Annotated in this window: 10 protein-coding genes; 6 read left to right on the top strand and 4 right to left on the bottom strand. The window is 68.1% G+C overall.

Annotated features, from left to right (window positions below; translation table 11 throughout):
* Window positions 1-106: 106 nt before the first annotated feature.
* The 3 genes from BN3906_RS06915 (at window position 107) to BN3906_RS06905 (ending at window position 4,137) form a co-directional block, all read left to right on the top strand.
* Window positions 107-2,440, top strand: coding sequence for an MMPL family transporter (locus tag BN3906_RS06915; protein ID WP_066586450.1), 2,334 nt, complete (start codon window positions 107-109; stop codon window positions 2,438-2,440).
* A gap of 114 nt (window positions 2,441-2,554) precedes the next feature.
* The gene (locus BN3906_RS06910; protein WP_078057460.1) at window positions 2,555-3,700 is read left to right on the top strand and encodes a lysylphosphatidylglycerol synthase transmembrane domain-containing protein; all 1,146 of its coding nucleotides are present in this window, start codon (window positions 2,555-2,557) and stop codon (window positions 3,698-3,700) included.
* Between the two features lie 113 nt (window positions 3,701-3,813).
* Window positions 3,814-4,137 (top strand): DUF3054 domain-containing protein, encoded by a 324-nt coding sequence (locus tag BN3906_RS06905; protein ID WP_315969037.1) that lies wholly within the window; start codon window positions 3,814-3,816, stop codon window positions 4,135-4,137.
* Here the strand turns inward: BN3906_RS06905 and BN3906_RS06900 are convergent.
* Window positions 4,073-5,026: a LysR family transcriptional regulator gene (locus BN3906_RS06900; RefSeq protein ID WP_066586444.1), complete on the bottom strand. Its 954-nt coding sequence runs from the start codon at window positions 5,024-5,026 to the stop codon at window positions 4,073-4,075. The two genes, BN3906_RS06905 and BN3906_RS06900, sit on opposite strands and share 65 nt — an antisense overlap.
* A gap of 167 nt (window positions 5,027-5,193) precedes the next feature.
* Here BN3906_RS06900 and BN3906_RS06895 point away from each other — a divergent pair, with 167 nt between their 5' ends.
* The 3 genes from BN3906_RS06895 (at window position 5,194) to BN3906_RS06885 (ending at window position 8,565) form a co-directional block, all read left to right on the top strand.
* Window positions 5,194-6,405 (top strand): MFS transporter, encoded by a 1,212-nt coding sequence (locus BN3906_RS06895; protein WP_261797028.1) that lies wholly within the window; start codon window positions 5,194-5,196, stop codon window positions 6,403-6,405.
* Between the two features lie 166 nt (window positions 6,406-6,571).
* Window positions 6,572-7,141, top strand: a complete 570-nt coding sequence (locus BN3906_RS06890) for a DUF6230 family protein (protein WP_066586442.1) — start codon at window positions 6,572-6,574, stop codon at window positions 7,139-7,141.
* Window positions 7,141-8,565 (top strand): DUF6114 domain-containing protein, encoded by a 1,425-nt coding sequence (locus BN3906_RS06885; RefSeq protein WP_066589405.1) that lies wholly within the window; start codon window positions 7,141-7,143, stop codon window positions 8,563-8,565. Before BN3906_RS06890 ends, BN3906_RS06885 begins: the two co-directional genes overlap by 1 nt.
* A 65-nt stretch (window positions 8,566-8,630) precedes the next feature.
* Here BN3906_RS06885 and BN3906_RS06880 read toward each other — a convergent pair whose 3' ends face one another.
* The 3 genes from BN3906_RS06880 to pks13 all read right to left on the bottom strand — a co-directional run bounded on the left by BN3906_RS06880 (window position 8,631) and on the right by pks13 (window position 16,230).
* Window positions 8,631-9,158, bottom strand: a complete 528-nt coding sequence (locus tag BN3906_RS06880; RefSeq protein ID WP_147592859.1) for a hypothetical protein — start codon at window positions 9,156-9,158, stop codon at window positions 8,631-8,633.
* A 369-nt stretch (window positions 9,159-9,527) separates the two neighbouring features.
* Window positions 9,528-11,111, bottom strand: a complete 1,584-nt coding sequence (locus BN3906_RS06875; RefSeq protein WP_066586438.1) for an acyl-CoA carboxylase subunit beta — start codon at window positions 11,109-11,111, stop codon at window positions 9,528-9,530.
* 19 nt (window positions 11,112-11,130) lie between these two features.
* Window positions 11,131-16,230 carry a polyketide synthase Pks13 gene (pks13, locus tag BN3906_RS06870; RefSeq protein WP_066586435.1) on the bottom strand — a complete coding sequence of 1,700 codons (5,100 nt, stop codon included), beginning with the start codon at window positions 16,228-16,230 and terminating at the stop codon, window positions 11,131-11,133.
* Window positions 16,231-16,344: the final 114 nt, after the last annotated feature.

The raw sequence follows: 16,344 nt of genomic DNA, 5'->3' as shown, positions 1-16,344 counted from the left end.
CCTGACCGGCCCGGCAGCCTGACCCGAACTGACCGAATGAACCGACCTGGCTGACCGGCACCACCCAGCCGGCGCCACCCACCCGACCTGACGAAAGGATCCTGCGTTGTTCACCAGATGGGGAGACATCGCCTACCGATTCCGGCGGGTGATCCCGGTCGTCGTCATCGCACTGATCGCACTGCTCTACCTGCTCGTGGGAACCAGACTCGGCGACCGCATGAGCTCCGAGGGATGGGACGACCCCTCCAGTGAATCGACCAGGGCCGCACAGATCGAACAGGACGTCTTCGGGAGGGACGCCTCCGGCGACGTCATCGTGCTCGTCACCCGGGACTCCCCCGGGACCGACCTCACCTCGGACGCCGTGCACACCGAAATGTCGCAGCAGCTCAACGCCATCGCCGCGACCCACCCCGACCAGATCAGCAGGATCCACAGCTACTGGGACACCCGCCAGTCGCAGATGATCACCGCGGACGGGTCATCGGCGTTCGCCTCCGTCAGTCTCCAGGGCGTCGCCGACGAAGTGCTGGCAAACTACCGGGTCATCGAGGACCAGCTCCACAGCATCACCGTCCCCGGGGCCACGGTAGAGATCGCGGGAGCCACCGCCGTCTCCGGGGCACTGGACACCGGCATGAGCGACGACATCGCCCGGGCGGAGGTCATCGGCCTGCCGGCGGTGGCACTGCTGCTCATCCTGGTCTTCGGATCGGTGGTCGCGGCGTTCATGCCGCTGCTCGTCGGCGTCCTGTCGATCCTCGGTTCCATGGGGATTCTCTCCCTGATCGCCGAGATCACCATGGTCAACACCTTCGCCCAGTCGGTCGTGACCCTGCTGGGACTGGGACTGGCGATCGACTACGGCCTGTTCATGGTCTCCCGGTTCCGTGAGGAACTTGCGGAAGGACGCGACATCCCGGCCGCGGTGCGCAACACCACGGCGTCCGCAGGTAAGACGGTCGTCTTCTCGGCACTGATGGTGGCGGTGGCACTGTCGAGTCTCCTGCTGTTCCCGCAGGCGTTCCTGAAGTCCGTGGCCTACGGTGCCATCTCCGCGGTCGGACTGGCCGCACTGCTGAGCGTGGTCGTCCTCCCCAGCGTGTTCTCCCTGCTGGGTCGAAACATCGACCGGCTGACCCTGTTCCACCGGGGCAGGACCCGCGACCAGACCCTGCACTCCTGGTGGGGGCGGATACCCGAGTTCGCCATGAAGCACGCCAAGATCCTCACGGTGGGCCTCGTCGGCGTTCTTCTGGCCCTGACCCTGCCGTTGGCGGGAGTGAAGTTCGGCGGCATCAACGAGACCTTCCTCCCCCCGGACGACCCGACCCGTACCGCACAGGCCGACTTCGACACAGCATTCCCGACCCTGCGCACTGACCCGGTGAAACTGCTGGTCAAACAGGATGACGGCGGCAGTACCGCGGTCGGCGAAGTCTACCGGCAGGCCAACTCCGTCGAAGGCCTCACCGCCCCGTTCCAGGTCTCGCAGCCCACCGAGGACGGGGTCACCGTCCTGTCCGCCGGCATCGCCGACAGGGACGACAACGACCGGATCGTCAAGGCACTGCGCGACATCGACGTCGACGGGGCGACCGTGCTCGTCGCCGGTACCCCGGCGATGGAGGTGGAGTCCATCGACGCCCTGTTCTCGAAACTGCCGTGGATGCTCCTGTACATCATCGTCGCCACGTTCATTCTCCTGTCCCTCGTCTTCGGCTCGGTGATCCTGCCGGCGAAGGCGGTGATCATGAACCTCCTCGGCACCGGTGCCACACTCGGGATCCTCACCCTGCTGTTCGTCGACGGGGTCGGAGCAGACCTGTTCAACTTCTCACCCGGACCGTTGATGAGCCCTGTCCTGGTGCTGATCGTGGCGATCATCTACGGACTGTCGACGGACTACGAGGTCTTCCTCGTCTCCCGCATGGTCGAGGCACGTGCCCACGGTGCCACGACCAGGGAAGCCATACGTTTCGGCACGGCGACGACCGGGGGGATCATCACCGCGGCTGCGGCGATCATGATCGTCGTGTGCGGCGCCTTCGGGTTCTCCTCGATCGTGATGATGAAGTACATCGCCTTCGGCATGATCGCCGCACTGCTCATCGACGCCACGGTCATACGCATGTTCCTCGTGCCTGCACTGATGGCCCTGCTGCGCGAGGACTGCTGGTGGGCGCCGCGGTGGGTGACCCGGTTGTCGCAGAAGATCGGGCACAACGAGAGGCTGGAGGGGGTGGCGTCCTCCCCCGCCGGTTCCGGACTGTCTGACCGAGCCGGCGACAGTGACCGGCCGATCCCCTTCGCCGAGCTGATGGCCCGGGTCGCCGCGAGGGACAACGCCGCTGCCGGTGACGGCAGTGACTCAGGCCGGGACACAGGCCGGGACAGCAACCACAGCCGGGACCACGGGCACGGCGAGCGGACCTGATCAGTGGACCACAATTCCCCAGTTCCCTCGGAACCGCCGGACAAGCGACCGGACATGCGATCGGACCACGGGACGCCTGTGCCCTACAGTCGGCACCGACGCATCAAAGTCTTCATGCGCGACCCCAGGGTCCGCGCCCTGCTGACCCTGCTGATACTCGTGATCGTCGCCTTCGCCGCACGCGGTCACTACCACCTGTTCTCCGAGGGATGGCAGGCCATCAAACAGGCGAACAACTGGTACGTCGTCGCGGCGTCGGTGGCGATGATGCTGGCCATGGTCGCACAGGCCGAGGTCATGGTCGTCCTCATCCGGTCCGCCGGCGTGCAGGTGAAACGTTCCACGGCCAACGCCCTCGGCCTGGCGGCGAACGCGTGGTCGTCGACCTTCCCCGGAGGCCCTGCGATATCCGCGGCCATGATCTTCCGGGAGCAGTTGAAGTGGGGTGCGACCCCCGTCGTCGCCAGCTGGTACATGGTCCTGTCGGGGGCGTTGTCCGGGGCGGGGATGGCTGTCCTCGGGTTCGGGGCGATGTTCCTGCTCAGTGCGGAGGTCCACCCCTACTCGATGGGTCTGACCATCCTGGCCCTGTGTCTGCTGGCGTGGGGGATGAACTGGACCGCGAAACACCCGGACACCGTGGAGGCCGGTCTGCTGCGGGTACTGCGGTGGTACAACCGCCGACGCCACGCCCCCGAAGACCGGTGGAACGACAGACTCTCCGGGTTCGCCGACCAGCTCAGCGCCGTCCGGATCTCACCGGGAAAGCTTCTCTGGGCGGTGTCCCTGTCGATGCTGAACTGGATCGCGGAGATCTTCTGCCTCCTCTTCGCCGTCCACGCCGTCGGCGCCACACCCCCGGTCTCCGGCGTCGTCCTCGCATTCATCACCGCCAAACTCGTGGGGCAGGCGCAGATCACCCCGGGTGGTCTCGGCCCGGTGGACGCCACGCTCGTCGGCATGCTAGTCGGCGTCGCGGAGATGGCCTCGGCCAAAGCCATCGCCGCGGTCATCGTCTTCCGGATGATCAGCTTCATCGGACTGGCGATCATCGGCTGGCTGGTCTTCCTGTGGACCTTCGTCCGCGACACGGTGGACCCCGACCGTCCGCCGACCTTCCGGCAGATCGCCACGGGGGTTGCCGTGCACGGTACCCACGGCGCCCACGACCACCCGCACGGTGCCGGTGCACGGGACGGCGGGGATCGACCGTCCCCCCGCACCGGCGGGCGGCCCCTATACCACACTCGGAGGGTATAAGAGACCGGTGGCCCGCCCACCACGGGCGTCCCCCCGCCCCGGAGCCGACCGGACCCACCTCCGCGACAGCGGGCCTCGGCATCCGGAACGCCGTCATCGCCGACGTCGTCGCGGTGCTCATCTTCGCCCTTCTGGCGCGGATCGCGCACAATTCCGAGGATCTCCCCCTGTCATTCCTCGGATGGCTGGACACCACCTGGCCTTTCCTCATCGGCACAGTGCTGGTCTGGGGTCTCATCGCCGCCGACCGTCTGCGTTCCGCCCCGGGCAGCGGACTGCTGATCTGTGCGGTCACGTGGGTCACGGGCATGGTGTTCTGGGGGTTGCGGCACGGTGAGGTCCCGCACTGGTCCTTCATGATCGTCGCCGCGGTCATGCTGGTGGTTCTGCTGATCGGGTGGCGTGTCGTGGCGTCACGGCTGACCTCCCGTCGCTGACGACGAAGTCCCGGAACGCCGCCACCGGAGGTGCCTGCGTTCCGGACGCCGACCACACCACCCCCAGTTCCCGTCGCCGGCGGGTCCTCAGCGGTATGACCTGCATCCCGGGCAGGCGCAGGTTGGGGTCGTCCAGCGGCAGCATCGCCACACCGAGCCCCGCCGTGACCAGTCCGGCGACCGTGGTCAGCTCCATGGACTCGAAGACCAGGCGGGGCCGGAATCCGGCGTCCTCACTGAGCTGGTCCAGGATCATCCTCGTGCCGAAACCTTCCAGCATGGCGACGAAAGGCTCCTCGCGCGCCTCGCGCAGGTCCACCGAGGTGCGTGGGGAACCGTCCGGACCGGTGGCCAGCCGGTGACCTTCCGGGACCGCCAGGCCGAGGCGCTGCTGGGCCAGCTCACACCAGTGGACCTGCCCGGCACGGATCTGTGCGACAGGTTCCGGCCCCACGAAGGCCAGGTCTGAACGGCCGTCGACGACCCGGTCGACCAGTTGCCGCGCCGCCCCCTGCACCAGTTCGAACTCCACGGTCGGGTGGGCGGCCCGCCAGGTCCGCAGCAGATCAGGGACCATCCACGTGCCCAGGGAGTGCATGAAGCACAGTCGGACGGTACCGCGCGCAGGGTCGACGAGCCGCCGCACCGCCTCCACCCCGTCTGCCCAGGTGTCGCGTGTTTTCCGGGCGGTGTCGGCGAGAAGTTCACCGCGGTGGTTGAGCACGAGGTTGCGTCCGCGCCGGTCGAACAGGGTGGTGCCCACCTCCGCCTCCAGGCCCGCCAGGCGGCGGGAGAGAGAGGACTGGCTCAGGCCGGTGGCCGCGGCGGTGTCCGCCATGTTGCAGGTGTCCACGAGATCGAGGAACCACCCCAGGTCATCGATGCGCATAACGGGACTGTACAGCCTGCCTGTTGCATTTTGCGGAGGACGCCCCGACGCGCACGATGGGAACCATGACGCCACCCGGCAACGCCCCCGCCACTCCCCCGGGCGCGGGCACCACAGCCCGCCGAACCACCGGACTCGCCCCCGGAGACCCCGGATACCGTCGGGTCATGGTCGCCGCCGCGACCGCGGGACTGGCGTCCTTCAACGCCATGTACCTGACCCAGGCCCTGCTTCCCTCCATCAGCGACAGCCTCCGGGTCTCCCCCACCACCGCCGCCCTCACCGTCTCGGCGACCACCGGACTTCTCGCCGTCACCGTCGTCCCGGTGAGCATCATCTCCGAACGCATCGGACGCCGCACCGTCCTGCGCGCCTCCGTCCTCGCCGCCACCGTCCTCAGCCTGCTGCTCTGCCTCGCCCCCGGCATCAGCTCACTGATCGGACTGCGCGCCCTCCAGGGCATAGCGGTGGCCGGGGTCCCGGCCGTGACGATGACCTTCCTCGCCGAAGAGATCCGCCCCTCCCACCTGGGCAGGGTGATGGGCCTCTACATCGCCGGCACCTCCATCGGCGGACTGATGGGACGCCTCATCCCCTCGTGGTTCCTCGAGATCACCGACTGGCGCGGGGCCGCCCTGGCCGGAGCATCCGTCGCCTTCCTCCTCGGACTGGTGTGCGCCTGGGCCCTGCCGCCACAGCGCAACTTCACACCGAAGAAGATCACCCTGCGCCACGAGGTCTCCGCCTTCCGCAGACACTGGCACAATCCGAGGCTCGTCCCCCTGTTCCTGCTGCCCTTCATGCTCATGGGGTCCTTCGTCTCGCTGTACAACTACCTGGGCTTCCAGCTCACCCGACAGTTCGGCCTCAGTGAGATCTGGGCCGGGATGGTCTTCCTGCTGTACCTGTCGGGGACATGGTCGTCGGCCAGGGCGGGTGCACTGTCCGCCCGCTACGGTCCCGGGAAGGTTCTCACGGCGTCGTCGGCGATCTCCGTCGCCGGCCTGCTGGTCATGCTCGTCCCTGCACTGTGGACGACGGTCCTCGGAGCACTGATGTTCACCGCCAGCTTCTTCGCCGCCCACTCCACGGCATCCGCGTTGGTGGGTGCGCGGGCCGACGGTGACCGGGCCGAGGCGTCCTCGACCTATGTCATGAGCTACTACCTCGGCTCCTCGATCCTCGGCTGGGCACTGGGGCACGTCTTCGACCTGGGGTGGACGCCACTGGTGATCTCACTGGCGGGGGTGCAGCTGGTCTCGCTCGCCCTGACCCTGTACTCCGACCGACGGGAAGGAAGACGGGAAAGAAGACAGGGAGGACGCCGTGGAGAGCGCCGGCGAGGACAGAAGGCGACCAGTTCTGCGGCGGGCCACTGACACGCCGTGAAGGTGTCCGCCGTTCACCAGATTCGGTCGGCAAAAATATCCGTATTGTGCATGGAAACACGTTGGACGGCGATAGGATAACCCGGACAACAGGAGGCGGAACCCCGCCCACGTATCTGACGGACGCCACGGGCGTCGTTGACGGAGGAAGAGAACAATGGGACACATCAAGGGCAAGCGCTTCGTCGGCATCCTCGCCGTCGGGCTCGTCGCCACCGGCGGCATGGGCGTCGCCATGGCACAGGGCGGCATCTCCGCCAACCTGTCACTGTCGAACACCATTTTCTCCCAGACCGTCCACGGCCTCGACGGCCAGGGGGTGGCGATCTTCGTCGGCAACGACAAGCTCAGCGGCGGTGACGTCGCAGTGGCGAAACTGAAGTTCACCAAAGCCGAGATCACCGACCTGTGCATGGCCGCCCCCCTCGAGATCCCCGGCCTGGGGGAGAAGAAGTTCCAGATGAAGGTGCCCGGCAAGAACTTCAGCGCCGAGAACCTCGTCATCGGCGCCCCCGGCCTCAACGGCGGGATGACCCTGATCAAGCCTCAGATCGGTGTGGACGCCTCCCAGCTCGACGACGGTGCCTCTGCCGGCCAGTGGGGAATCGCCGCGGACGCCATCCAGGCATTCGACCAGAAGATCAAGGCCACCTCCATCTCCGCCGACCAGCTCACCGCCGCGGGTTCGCAGGTGTCCGTCGTCGACGCCGACAAGGCCGAATGCTGATGACCGGCACCCCCACCCCCGACACCCCGGGAGATGTGACACAACCTCTGGACGGTGCCGCGGAGGTGACCCCCGACGCCGGACCAGGTGCCGAAACCACCAGCGAGAAGCTCGAGAAGAGCAACCGCAGGTTCACCACCTGGCGCCGACAGCGCGCCTTCGGCGCCGGCCTGCTGATGATCCTCGGCGGAGCGGTCATCCTGACCCCCGCCTACCTCAGCCTGGAGATCTCCAACATCCAGATCCAGATCTCCACCCTGGCGGGAGTCTCCACCCTCGTCATCGGCATCCTCCTCATCGTCTGCGGACTGATGACATGGTTCCGGGGTGAAGGCCGGATCCTCACCGGGGTCGCTGCGATGGTCCTGGCGATCGTCGCCCTGCCCCAGTCCAACTTCGGCGGATTCATCATCGGCACCGTCCTCTCCCTGGTCGGCGGGGCCATGGCCCTGGCCTGGACACCCCAGTCACGTGACGAGGCCCGGGCAGAGAAGAAGAACCGGAGAGAGGAGAAGGTGAGGTCGAAGGAGCAGAAACCGGGTAAGGGCGGTTCCACCACCGCCGTCGCCGCGGTCGCAGCCCTCGCCGCCCTCACCGTCGGACTCGGGGCACACACGCCCCAGGCCTCCGCCCAGATTCCGGGCCTGCCCGAACTCCGGCTTCCGACACTGCCCGGCCAGGACGGTCAGGCCGGACAGCAGGTAGAACCGGCAGCCCCGTCCGGCACCGGTGCCACAGGAGGAGACGCCACGACCACGGCCCCCTCCACCACACCGGCGGCACCCTCACTGCAGCTGCCGGGCCTGCCGGAACTCCGGCTGCCCGAGCCGACCCTGCCGGACGGTACCGCACTGCAGCAGAACATCGACGGTGGCCTCGACGCCCTCGGCGTCACGGTCCCCGGGCTCAACGTCGAACCTCCGGCACCGGTGCAGGGTCTGCTGCCGATCACCGGCAACACCTTCACCATCAAGTCCGACCGGACCGCAATGACGCCGGGGATGAAACTCTCGGTGGTCACCGTCGACACCCTGCAGGGGCCGAAGAAGGCATTCCGCATCGACTCCGACCGCACCGTGCTGACCAACCTGCGGGTCCAGTTCCCCAACGGCGTCCCCGGACTGCAGGACCTGGGCCAGGACACGCTCGGGGCGGTGACGACCCTGTCCGGGAACTTCCACATCTTCGTCAGGAAGATGACCATCACCGCCGAGGTGGCGGGGGTGGACACCGGCCTGCCGCTCACCCTCGACGCCGAGGACCTGCCGGACAACATCGTCCGGGAACTGTCGAAACTCGGTCTCGGGCTGCCGGACTTCCTGTCCGGTCAGACCGACATCCTCAACGGCACGATGGAGACCTACCTGGTCACCTCGGATGTGCTCGAAGCCCCGACCAACGACATCGGCCCCTGGCAGAGCTGACAGGGGCAGACAGGGGGCCGGCAGGGGGCCGGCAGGGGGGCCGGCGGGGGGCCGGCGGGATTGACCTACTCGGCCGGGTCCCCCACACCGGAACCGGAGGACGCCACGGCCGGCTCCTCCGCCTCGGGCGCGGTGCTCTGCCCGGTGCTGGACTCCGCGGCACTGCTCTCTGCCGGCGTACTTTCCGTGGTACTGCTCCCGCCCGTGGAGCCGGAGCTGCCTGAGACGGAACCTTCCACCGAACCGACGACATCATCCCATGTCAGCGGCGAGTTCGCGATGAGTGAGAGAATGTCGATGACAGTCGTCAGGTTGACGGTGCCCGTCGCCAGTGCCCCGGCGACACGCGCGACCCGGCCCCAGTCCGTGGTAGCCAGGGAGCCGACGAGCCGGCCGTCCTCGAGGGACCCGGTCGCCTCCGGCGCGTCGGTGGACTCGGCGTCCTCACCTGGCGCAGGTGCCGGAGACTCAGACGTCGGGGCCACAGACGTCTGGGCGACAGTACTGTCGGCCGACGAGCCCGGCACTGTCGGATCAGCGGAGCTGACCGGCACCAGAAGCGCCGCGGCGGTGACCGTGGTCAGTGCCGCCACACCGACCCGCGACGACAGACGGGCCGACAGCCGCGATGAACGACGGGAAGAGCGGAGCGTGGAAGCGGATAGGGAGGAAGGGAGGGAATGGAGAGACACAGGATTACCGTCCTTGCGGAATCGTCGGTTCGTGAAGTTCACGGTCCCCGCCACTGACGACCGGGACCCGTTGACCACTAAACCCTCTCCGGAGCCTCTCCGCCAGAGGTGAATTCACCGGGACGGTAATTTCCCCGGAGAACACCCCCACCGCCGGCACCACGACCACCCGGCCACCCCCGTCACGGCCCGGTCGGCCACCCCCGCTGCCCCTGGATCAGTGGCGCTACAGTGGCGCTACAGTGGCGCTACTGTGGCGCGACAGTGGCGCTACAGCGGCATGATCGTGTGCTTCTTGGGCACCTCGGGCACTCTCTTGTCCTTCAGGATCCGCAGTGACTGCCGGATCCTCAGCCGGGTCTCCGCAGGATCGATCACGGCGTCGATGTACCCGCGTTCCGCCGCCACATAGGGGCTCGTCATGTTGGCGTTGTAGAAGTCCATGAACATCTTCTTCGCCGCCGGACGCTCCTCCTCAGGAAGTGCCGCAAGCTGTCTCCCCTGCAGCATCACCGCGGCACCCTCCGCACCCATCACGGCGATCTGGGCGGTCGGCCAGGCGAAGTTCATGTCCGCACCGAGGTTCTTCGACCCCATCACCGCATAGCCGCCGCCGAAGGCCTTGCGGATGACCACGGTCACCTTCGGCACACTCGCCTCGACCATGGCGAAACCTAGCTTGGCCCCACGGTGGATCAGGCCCGCCTTCTCCTGGTCGGCACCGGGCAGGTAGCCCGGAGTGTCCACCACGAAGACGAGGGGGATGTTGTAGGCGTCACAGATCCTGATGAACCTCGCCGCCTTGTCCGCGGCGTCCGCGTCCAGGCACCCGGCCAACTGCATCGGCTGGTTGGCGACCACACCCACCGAATGCCCGTCCACGCGGGCGAAACCGGTGATCACGTTCGGTCCGAAGTCTGGCAGGACCTCGAGGAAGTGGTCGTCGTCGAAGATGCGGGTGAGCACGTCGGTCATGTCGTAGCCGGCGTTGGGGTCGTCCGGGACAATGTCGAGCAGTTCGGTGTCCGTCCCCGACTGTTCGTCACCGGGCGCCCAGAACTCCGGCGTCGTCTCGAACGCCGACGACGGGAGATGGTCGAGCAGTTCGCGGGCGTAGTCGAAGGCGTCCGCCTCATCAGGGGCGACATAGCTGAGATTGCCGCGCTCCGCCTGGATCCGGGCGCCACCGAGTTCCTGCATGCTGATCTTCTCGCCGGTGACGGACTCGATGATCGCCGGACCGGTGACGAACATGGTGGTCTGCTCTTCCACGCCGATGAGGAAGTCCGTCGTCGCCGGTGCGTACACCGCACCTCCGGCACAGTTGCCCAGCAGGATCGAGATCTGTGGGGACTGGCCGGACAACGGGAGCTGGCGGCGGGAGATCTCCGAGTACATCGCCAGGGACATCACGGCGTCCTGGATCCTGGCACCACCGGAGTCGTTGATACCGACGACGGGGCATCCGATACGGGTCGCGAAGTCCATCACCTCGCACACCTTGTTGCCGAAGGTCTCGCCCACGGAACCGCCGAACACGGTCTTGTCGTGGGCGTACACGGCCACGGGGCGCCCGTTCACCCGCCCGTACCCGGTGACCACGCCGTCACCGTAGGGGGCGGTGTCGTCGCCCGGGGTCTGGGCCAGGGCACCGATCTCGGTGAAGGTTCCGGGGTCCAGCAGGGCGTCGATGCGCTGCCTCGGGGTCGTCCGTCCGGCGGCGTCCCTCTTCGCCCGCGCGCGTTCACTGCCCGGGTCCAGGGACTCCTCCGTGCGCCGCCGCAGGTCGGCGAGCTTCTCCGCGGTGGACCGGCCGGAACCGGGCCCGTAACGGTCGTCTGTGCTCTCGCTCATGGTGCTCACTCCTCCCACGCTAGCTGAGGGTGTCAAGGTGTTCGGTGATGCGGGCTCCGACGATGCCGATGGCCGGCTCGTCGGGGACACCGAGATGGTCTCCGGGCAGGTGGACGATCTCAAGGTCGTCGACGATACCGCCCCATCCGCCGTCCGGTGCTATCTCGGCGAAGCTGGGTTCCAGCTCGATCGCGCCCTCGTGCATGCCCTCGGACTTGTACAGGGTCACCGGGGCAGTGACGTCGGCCCAGCGGTGGAAGTCGAGGGAGTTGAGGATGCGGGTGTCGACGAAACTGGCGCGCTGGTGTTCCAGGACACCGGCGGCAAGGCCGTGCCCGGAAGAGTCCGAGGTGCGCAGGAAGGTGGTCATCAGGCCGATGAGCGCCTCCTCACCCTGCTCGTCGAGCAGGTCGTGCGGCACCGGCAGGTCGATCCCGTAGGTCTTCGACGCAAAGGCGGAGTACCTGTCCCAGCGGGCGTGCATCTCCTCCTTCGTGTCAGGGGCCGGGTGGAGGGGCTGCACCAGGTCGAGAAGCTCCAGATGACCGACGGTGACCTCGGAGTTCTCCAGACGGTGGGCGACCTCGTAGGCCAGGGCACCGCCGAAACTCCAGCCGCCGAGAACCACCGGCAGGCCGTCGGCGAGCGCGGTGATGTCCTCGACGTATGCTCGGGCACGCTCGTCGAGACTGCCTTCGAGCCTTTCCACCCCGTACACCGGGACGTCGTCGGGGAGGCGCCGCGTCAGCGGTTCGTAGACCACCGAGGAACCGCCCGCCGGGTGGAACATGAACACGGCAGGACGCCGCGAGCCGGAGGGACGCTCCCGCAGGACACGGATATTGCCCTCCACCTCTGTCTCGAGGAACTCCCGGGCGATGTCGGACAGGGGTTCGACGGTGCCGGCCTCCATCACCTGCTGCGCGGTGATCGAGGATCCGGACCGTTCGTTGATCCTGGCGGCGATCGTCTCCGCTGTGGCGGAGTCGACGGGCGGCAGCGGGCTGGTGACACCGGCCGGAGCGGCACCGGTGACGGAGGCCCAGGTTCCGAACACCATGCGCTCGGCGGCATCGCGGGGGGCGACACCGACCCCGGTCGGGGCCTGTGCCTGTGCCGCGGAGGCGTCCGTCGTGCCGGAGGCTCTAGATGTGTATAGAGGACGGGCCTGTGCCTGTGCCGCGGAGGCGTCCGTCGTGCCGGAGGCGTCCGTCGTGCCGGCTGAAGTGTCGGAGGCGGCGGTGACGGCTGCGTCCTCACGGGCATCCTCACCGGCGTCCTCACCGGCGTCCTCACCGGTACTTTCCCCGGTGTTCCCGCCGTCGGCCACCAGAGACTCGACCATCGCGATGACCGAATCCACGGAACCGTCCCTGAGCTCCTGGACATTCAGCGGAGGAAGCCCGAAATCGTACTCGACACGGTTCTTGATACGCATACCCATCAGAGAGTCCAGCCCCAGGTCGATCAGCGGCAGCTCCCCGGGAAGGTCGTCGGCGTCATAACCCATCGACTCGGAGACAATGGCACGCAGCCGGTCAGCCACCGACTCACCGGACTCCGGGTCCCACCTCTCCGATGACGTGTCGACAGCGGGTAGGGCGTTGACCGCCCCCTTCCCGGTGGCCGACCTGTCAGAGACCGGGGCCACCCCGCCTGCAGCACCTGCAGAAACCGCCGGAGCAGCAGCTCCCCCGCCCTGCGGTGTCGCGGCCGACCCGGAGGCGGTGGCGAACGCTTCGCCGACCAGCCGGGCGGAACCGTCGGCGGCGATGTGGTGCACATGCACCGTCAGCCCGCCGAGACTGCGCTGCACAACGGTGGTCACGTCGTCCCCCGGGGCACCCGCCAGGGCACCGTAGCTCTCCACAGCGGAGACGACCGCGTCACCGTCGACGGCGTGCACCGCCGCCTCCGCCACCGCGGACACGCTCGTCACATCGGACAGCGCCGCACTGAACGCGGTACGACCGTCCGGCAGCGCGACCCTCGCCCCGGGCATGCCGCGGACCGCACCCCCGCCCGGGCGGGCGTCGGTCCAGTGACGCTGCAGATTCCAGTGCATCCCCGGCAGGTCAGCCCAACCACCCGGCCCCGCCAGCGCGGTGAAGTCGATGTCCGCACCACGGACGTACAGTTCCGCGACCGTGGTGAGGAAGGTGTCGGCGGCGGGATGCTTCCGCTTGAGCAGGAACATCAGGGAGGCGTCCCCGGCGTCACGGGCGAAAGCGGTGTTCATCAACGGCATCAGTGCCACCGGGTTCGGCGAGAACTCCACGAACGTGCGGAAACCGGCGTCGAACTGGCTGCCCGTCGCGTCCGAGAACCACACCGGCTGACGCGTGCACCGCACGAAGTAGTCGGCGTCATGGGGAGTGTCCCCCGGCCGGTAGACCACACCCCTGTCCACGGTGCTGTACAGGGGCACGGTGATCGGACGGGCGGTGATGTCACAGATCTCCGCGTGCAGCTCACCGAGCACCGGGTCCAGCATGCTCGTGTGCCCGGCCCCCTTGACCTGCAGCTGACGGGCGAAGCGCCCCTCACCGTCGACGAAAGCCACAAGATCGGCGACCTGCCGGGCAGGTCCGCCCACCGTCGTCATACCCGGCGCGGCGTACACCGCGGGCTCCACGGCGGAGAACTCCGGGTGCTCCTGCTGGAAGGACGCCAGCTCATCCACCCCCAGGTCGATGACCGCCATCGCACCGAGCTTGTCCTCGGGCAGCAGACGCTCACCCTCACCCATCAGACGGGCCCGGTGACAGGCGACCCGCACAGCGTCCTGCATCGACAGTCCGCCGACAGCGTACGCCGCCGCGATCTCACCCATGGACTGCCCGACCACGGCGGACGGGCGTGCACCCGCCGCGGTCATCAGGTCGGTCAGCGCTATCTGGATCGCCGTGATACCCACCTGTGCCGTCTCCAGGTCGTAGTCCCGGGCGTCATCGGTGACCAGTTCCACCAGATCCCATCCGGACTCGGCGGCGACAACCTCCGCGATCTCCCGGACACGTGCCGCGAACAGGGGGGACAGGGTGAACAGTTCCTTGCCCATCTTGCGGTGCTGGGAACCGAAACCGGAGTACACCCACACCGCACCCATCCGGTCGGGACTGTCCGCCGCAGCCACCCCGGCACCTTTCTTCCCCGCAGCAAGGCGGGCGACACCGGCGGACGCCTCGTCGAGCCCGTGCGCGAGGACCACCCCACGGGACCGTCCGTGACTGCGGCGTCCCAGTGTCCGGGCAGTGTCCGTGAGCAGCGACTGTCCCGCCCCGGCATTGTGACCGTCATTCCCGTCATGGCCGCCCAGCCAGTCGGCGAGGTCCGAGGCCGCGGTGCGGCGCCGAGACGGCAGCAGACCGGACACCGGCAGAAGCTGCGGAATTCCCAGTTCGGACTTCCCGCCGTCACCGTCGTCCACTGTCTGGGTGGCACTGCGGTCGAACAGGGCGGGCCGGTCCTCCCGTGCCTCCGGGTCCGGATCCGGCGCAGCCCCCTCGGGGGCGACGACCACGACATGCGCGTTCGTTCCACCGAACCCGAAACCGGAGACCCCGGCGACCGGGTGGCCGGAGTAGGCGGGCCACTCCCGCGGATCCTCCACGACCTCCAGGTGGTCACGGTCGAAGTCGATGTACGGGTTGGGCCCGGTGAAGTTCAGTGACCGGGGAAGGACGCCGTGACGCATCGACTCGACGACCTTGATCACCCCTGCCACGCCGGCGGCGGCCTCGGTGTGCCCGAAGTTCGTCTTCGCCGACCCGAGGAGCAGTGGACTGGAGTTGTCACGGCCCTCACCGAGGACACGTCCGAGAGCACCCGCCTCAATCGGGTCGCCGAGGATCGTGCCGGTACCGTGTGCCTCGACATAGTCGACGGTCCGCGGGTCGATCCCGGCGTCCCCGTAGGCCTGCTGCAGGACAGCGACCTGGGCCTCCGGATTCGGGGCGGTCAGGCCGTTTGACCGGCCGTCCTGGTTGACCGCGGTACCGGCGATCACGGCGAGGATGTCGTCACCGTCCCGGCGCGCGTCAGACAGCCGCTTGAGCACCAGCACCCCGGCGCCGTCGGACCGGACGATGCCGTCGGCGTCCTCCGAGAACGCCCGGATGCCACCGGTGGGACTGAGGACGCCCAGCTCAGAGAAGGCGACGGTCCCGAACGGGTTCGCGAGAATATTCACGCCACCGGCCACTGCCAGGGTCGCTTCCCCGGTGCGCAGCGCTGCGACCGCGTCATGGACGGCGACGAGGGAGGACGAGCATGCGGTGTCCATGGCGACCGAGGGGCCGCGGAAGTCGAAGGCGTAGGAGATCCGGTTGGCGACCACGGCCGTGGAGTTCCCCGTCAGAGCGTACGGGTGCGCCGCAGTGGGGTCGGCGCTGATCAGCATGCCGTAGTCGTTGTTCGTGGTACCGATGAACACACCGGTGCGGGTGCCGCGCAGCGTGTTGGCCGGAATGTGCGCGTCCTCCAGGGCCTCCCAGGTCAGCTGGAGCAGTATCCGCTGCTGGGGGTCCATGTTCGCCGCCTCGACCGGGGACAGCCCGAAGAATTCCGCGTCGAAGGAGGCGATGTCGTCGAGGTAGCCTCCCGTGAGCTGGGCGGCGGACATCCGACGGACCATCTCAGGGTCACCGTCGTACTCGCTCCAGCGGCCTTCGGGCAGGTCGCCGACGCCGCTGCGCCCCTGTTCGAAGAGCTTCCACATCTGGCTGACGGACTCCGCACCCGGGTACCGGGCGGCCATACCGACCACGGCGACCTGCCGGTCGGAGGGGTCCTGCCACGCACCGGCGGCGGAGGCCGCCTGCGGGCCGGGGACACGGTCGGACCCCGACGTCCCGGAGACCCGGGCCATGACATAGGACGCCAGGGAATCGACGGTGTTGTACTCGTAGGCGACGGTGGCGTCGAGTGTCACGCCGAGCAGGCGTTCCAGGTCACCGGACAGGACCACCACATCCCGGCTGGACAGGCCGGACTCCTCCAGGGGACGGTCATCTGCGATGTCCGCGGGGTCGGTGTCCGTGGTCCTGGCCACCCAGTCGTGCAACCAGGCACGCATCTCGGGGACGGTGGTGGGGGCACTTGCTGGCGTGGTCGACATGGTCGTGGAGATTCGCCTTCCTGAGGTTGTCGCCCGGGTGTCTCCCGGGTACTGCACTGTGGTTCTGCTGGCGTGATGCTGTCGTACTGCTGTCTGAGGGGTTACGGCGGTCGC

The organism is Corynebacterium provencense (assembly GCA_900049755.1).
Taxonomy (GTDB): domain Bacteria; phylum Actinomycetota; class Actinomycetes; order Mycobacteriales; family Mycobacteriaceae; genus Corynebacterium; species Corynebacterium neomassiliense.
Note: the sequence above shows the minus strand (reverse complement) of the source record. Positions and strands in the feature narration are given on the sequence as shown.

What these genes read in the sequence shown, in the direction of transcription:
- BN3906_RS06910 (WP_078057460.1), top strand. Translation starts at nt 2,555, where the DNA reads ATGCGCGACCCCAGGGTCCGCGCCCTGCTGACCCTGCTGATACTCGTG.
- BN3906_RS06900 (WP_066586444.1), bottom strand. Translation starts at nt 5,026, where the DNA reads ATGCGCATCGATGACCTGGGGTGGTTCCTCGATCTCGTGGACACCTGC.
- BN3906_RS06895 (WP_261797028.1), top strand. Translation starts at nt 5,194, where the DNA reads ATGGTCGCCGCCGCGACCGCGGGACTGGCGTCCTTCAACGCCATGTAC.
- BN3906_RS06890 (WP_066586442.1), top strand. Translation starts at nt 6,572, where the DNA reads ATGGGACACATCAAGGGCAAGCGCTTCGTCGGCATCCTCGCCGTCGGG.
- BN3906_RS06885 (WP_066589405.1), top strand. Translation starts at nt 7,141, where the DNA reads ATGACCGGCACCCCCACCCCCGACACCCCGGGAGATGTGACACAACCT.
- BN3906_RS06875 (WP_066586438.1), bottom strand. Translation starts at nt 11,111, where the DNA reads ATGAGCGAGAGCACAGACGACCGTTACGGGCCCGGTTCCGGCCGGTCC.
- pks13 (WP_066586435.1), bottom strand. Translation starts at nt 16,230, where the DNA reads ATGTCGACCACGCCAGCAAGTGCCCCCACCACCGTCCCCGAGATGCGT.